The organism is Burkholderia sp. Se-20378 (assembly GCF_017104665.1).
GTDB classification, from domain to species: Bacteria; Pseudomonadota; Gammaproteobacteria; order Burkholderiales; family Burkholderiaceae; genus Burkholderia; species Burkholderia lata.
The window spans coordinates 1-4,028 of sequence record NZ_JAAGPG010000671.1 but is presented as its reverse complement, the minus strand read 5'-3'; the positions used below and the strand labels follow the sequence as shown (position 1 = coordinate 4,028).

The following is a 4,028-nucleotide window of genomic DNA, read 5'->3' as shown; positions in this document are numbered from 1 at the left end:
GGCCGAGCGGCGAGACCGCGACCGAACTCGCGGAACCGGGCGCACGCTTCGCGCAGCCGCTCGAACGCGACTTCCGCGGCACGCGCATCGCGATGTCACGCGGCCTGCCCGGCGTGCCGGTCGATCCGGAGATCGGGCGTGCAGTCGATGCGCAGGCGCGCGTGTTCGCGGCGCTGGGCTGCGAAGTCGAATTCGACGATCCCGATCTGTCGGATGCCGAGGAGGTGTTCCGCATCGAGCGCGCATGGATGATCGGCACGCTGGTCGACGGGCTGGACGATGCGCAGCGCGCGGTGCTGAAGCCCGAGATTCACGACGAATACCGGCTGCATCGCTCGCTGACGGCCGCCGATCTCGGCCGCATGTTCGTGCGCAAGACGCGCCTGTTCGAGCGGATGCGTGCGTTCATGCAGCGCTACACGTTCTACGTGCTGCCGACCACGCAGGTGATGCCGTTCGATGTCGACCTGCGCTTGCCTGCGCATGTGCCAGGTGCCGCCAGCACGTCGTATATCGACTGGATGCGCGTGTGCTGGTACCTGTCGTCGACCGAGGCGCCGATCCTGTCGGTGCCGTGCGGTTTCGGCGCAACCGGTCTGCCGATCGGCATGCAGATCGTCGGCCGCTACCGCGACGACTGGAGCGTGCTGCAGTTCGGTCACGCGTACGAAGTCGCGTCGGGCCGCCGCTGGACACCGCCGGCCGTTGTCGCCGACGCGATGCGCTGACCGTCTTTTCCGCCTCACATCCAACCGTTCCGGTTTGCACCGGAGCAGGCCGCGCGCCTGCGGGGGACGCGCACGCCTGCGTTTTGCCATTCGACCCGCGCAATGGAGACCTTCCGATGAAACAACGGCTGTTGGCAGGCGCGGGTGTCGCGCTGATCGCGGGTGCGGCGCACGCACAGAGCAGCGTGACGCTGTACGGCATTATCGATGAGGGGCTGACCTACACGAGCAACCTCGCGGTGGCCGGCCCGAACGGCACGGTGAGCGGCAAGCCCGCGTGGCGGATGCTGGGCGGCGTGCAGCAGGCGAGCCGCTGGGGGCTGCGCGGCGTCGAGGATCTCGGCGGCGGGATGACGGCGATCTTCACGCTGGAGAACGGCTTCGACCCGAGCACGGGCAAGCTCGGGCAGGGTGGGCTCATCTTCGGCAAGAAGGCGTTCGTCGGGCTGGCGGGGCCGTTCGGCACCGTCACGCTCGGGCGGCAGTACGACACCAACGTCGACTTCCTCGGGCCGCTCGAGGCCGCCGCGCTGTTCGGCGGCTACATGGTTGCGCACCCCGGCGACCTCGACAACGTGAACAACGCGAACTCGACCAACAACGCGATCAAGTTCACGAGCAACGACTACGGCGGGTTCCGCTTCGCGGCGATGTATGGCGTGGGCGGCGTCGCGGGCGCGGCGACGCGCAACCAGGTGTGGTCGATGACGGCCGGCTACACGCGCGGGCCGCTCGTGGTGGCGGCTGGCTACCTGAATGCGCGCAACCCGAACGTGTCGTTCTTCGGCACGACCGGCAGCCCGGCACCGGTCACGGGCGGCGTGCCCGGCAACAACATGCTGTCGCCCGTGTATGCGGGCTATGCATCGGCGCGCACGCTGCAGGTCGCGGCGGCGGGCGGCACCTATGCGATCGGTGCGGTCACGCTCGGCGCGATGTATACGAACACGTCGTTTCGCCAGCTCGGCGACCTGTCGTCCGGGCCGAATCCGGGCGGCGTGTCCGGCAACGCGGTGTTCAACAACGTCGAGGCCAGCGTGCGCTATCAGTTCACGCCCTACCTGTTCGGCGGCGTCGCGTACGACTACACGCGCGGCGGCGGCGTGAGCGGCCGCGACGGCGCGACGTATCACCAGGTCGCGGCGGGGCTCGATTACTTCCTGTCGAAGCGCACCGACGTGTACCTGACCGCCGTCTACCAGCGTGCGTCGGGTACCGACTCGACCGGCCGCCCGGCGGTCGCCGCGATCAACGGGCCCGGCGCATCGGCGAACGACCGGCAGTTCCAGGCGCGCGTGGGCCTGCGGCACAAGTTCTGACGGAGGCGGCCGCGGCGCGTGGTGATATGCTCGCGGGACGCCCGCGAACGACGGGCAGATTCCGACTGCCTGCGCGCTGCCGCGTTGCACGGCATTTCCGAGGGAAGAACCGACACCATGAGCCGCAAATTCATTCTGAAGGGCGACACGACCGACCACGGCGGCGTCGTGCTCGAAGGGATCGCCAATTCGTCGTTCGACGGACGCGAACTCGCCTATCTCGGCGCAGCGGTGTTCTGCGCCGCCTGCAAGTCGCCGGGCGTGATCGTGTCCGACGGCGGCGAGCGGACGATGACCGTGATGGGCAAGGTCGTCGCGCTCGAACACGACCTGTGCCAGTGCCTGTGCACGCCGCAGCCGAAGCTGATCGCGTCGCAGGCCACCGGGACGATCACCGGATGAAACCCGCCGCGCGGCGGCGCTTGCCACTCGCGCGGCATCGACACCCGGCCGCCGGCCGTCAGACGCTGCCTTCGGTTTCGATCACGAGGATGCGTGCTTCCCCGAGCGGATGCGCGACGTGCTCGGTGCCGGTCGACGCGTGGAACACGTCACCCGTTTCGAGCACTGTCGCGTGCTCGACGCCTGCTTCGCGATAACGCATCTCGACGCGGCCGTCGAGCACCGCGAACACTTCCTCGCCGTCGTTCACGTGCCACCGATACGGCTGGTCGGTCCAGTGCAGGCGGACCGTGATGCCGTTCAGGTTCGCGATGTCGAGCGCGCCCCACGCGCGGTCCGCGGTGAATGCTGCGCTGCGGATGATGTTCATCGATGGGTTCTCCGGCGCGAATGCGCGTCGTCTTCCAGTCTTCGACTCTTCAAGTGAATTTCCCGGTGCCCGCATTCAGCGCGACATCGCGCGCAGCGCCTGTTCGATCGTCGCCTTGCGCTTCGCGAAGCCGGCCGCCGACCGTTCGGTGACGCGCTCCACGACCGCCGCCGGCGCGGTGTCGGGCGAACCGGCGTCGAACGGCGGCGCGGGCGCGTATTCGAGCTGCAGCTGGATCGCCTGCGCTTCTTCTTCGCCGGCCAGCTCCGCGGCGATCGTCAGTGCGAAGTCGATGCCGGCCGTGACGCCGCCGCCCGTGATCAGGTTGCCGTCGCGCACCACGCGCTCGCGCACCGGCACCGCGCCGAGCGGTTCGAGCAGCGAGTGGAAGGCCCAGTGCGTCGTCGCGCGCCGCCCGCGCAGCAGGCCGGCCACGCCGAGCAGCAGCGCACCCGTGCAGACCGACGTCACGTAGCGCGCGGTTGCCGCGCGCTGCTGCACGAACGCAATCGTTTCGGCATCGAGCAGCAGCGCGTTGATTCCGATCCCGCCCGGGATGCAGATCACGTCGAGCGGCGGACAGTCGTCGAACGTGCAGGTCGGCGCGAGCGCCAGCTCGCTGCTCGACGCGATGGCGTCGCGCGATTTCCAGACCAGATGAACGGTTGCGTCGGGCAGCGACGCGAGCACGTCGTGCGGGCCGGTGAGGTCGAGTTGCTGGACGCCCGGAAACACGAGAAAGCCGATATGCAGGGACATGCGAAAACTCCGCTTGGAAGGGGAACGTACCGTTGCCGGCACGGGATGGACAGATCGATTCTAGGCGCGTAGTGTTTGGCGAAATTGCCATATCACCCACGTTTTCAGCCAATCGCCATGACTGCCGCCGCGCGTTCGATCCTGGTTCTCGCGTTCCCTCGTGCCCAGCTGCTCGACGTGTCGGGGCCGCTGCAGGTGTTTGCGTCCGTCAACGAGCTGGCGCTGGAGCGCGGCCAGCCGGCGCCGTATGCGCCGCGCGTCATCGCGGCTGAGGCGGGGCCCGTCGAGACATCGTCGGGCCTGGTCGTGATGGCCGAATCGCTGCGCTCGGCTGCGCGCCATCCCGATACGCTGATCGTCGCCGGCGGCAAGGGCGTGCATGCGGCATCCAGGGATGCGCGGCTGGTGCGCTGGGTGCAGCAGCAGGCGGCGCGCACGCGGCGCGTGGCA

The 4,028-nt window shown here is 68.9% G+C and carries 6 protein-coding genes; 4 read left to right on the top strand and 2 right to left on the bottom strand.

Translation table 11 applies throughout. The features are described from left to right. The 3 genes from G3N93_RS35840 to G3N93_RS35830 form a co-directional block, all read left to right on the top strand. The coding region (locus G3N93_RS35840) for an amidase family protein (RefSeq protein ID WP_241026841.1) at window positions 1-728 on the top strand (728 nt) is incomplete at its 5' end. Window positions 729-844: 116 nt separating this feature from the next. Next, the gene (locus G3N93_RS35835) at window positions 845-2,047 is read left to right on the top strand and encodes a porin (protein WP_206135120.1); all 1,203 of its coding nucleotides are present in this window, start codon (window positions 845-847) and stop codon (window positions 2,045-2,047) included. Window positions 2,048-2,164: 117 nt separating this feature from the next. Next, complete coding sequence (locus G3N93_RS35830; RefSeq protein WP_039359956.1) at window positions 2,165-2,449, top strand: PAAR domain-containing protein; 285 nt, start codon at window positions 2,165-2,167, stop codon at window positions 2,447-2,449. Between the two features lie 58 nt (window positions 2,450-2,507). Here G3N93_RS35830 and G3N93_RS35825 read toward each other — a convergent pair whose 3' ends face one another. Together G3N93_RS35825 and G3N93_RS35820 are read right to left on the bottom strand one after the other, a co-directional pair. Then, on the bottom strand, window positions 2,508-2,819 hold the full coding sequence (locus tag G3N93_RS35825) for a cupin domain-containing protein (RefSeq protein WP_174940326.1): 312 nt from the start codon (window positions 2,817-2,819) through the stop codon (window positions 2,508-2,510). Window positions 2,820-2,894: 75 nt separating this feature from the next. Further along, window positions 2,895-3,578, bottom strand: a complete 684-nt coding sequence (locus G3N93_RS35820) for a DJ-1/PfpI family protein (RefSeq protein WP_206135119.1) — start codon at window positions 3,576-3,578, stop codon at window positions 2,895-2,897. A 117-nt stretch (window positions 3,579-3,695) separates the two neighbouring features. Between G3N93_RS35820 and G3N93_RS35815 the strand changes: the two genes are divergently transcribed. Further along, window positions 3,696-4,028, top strand: a 333-nt coding sequence (locus tag G3N93_RS35815) for a DJ-1/PfpI family protein (RefSeq protein WP_206135117.1), incomplete at its 3' end; no start/stop codon positions are given.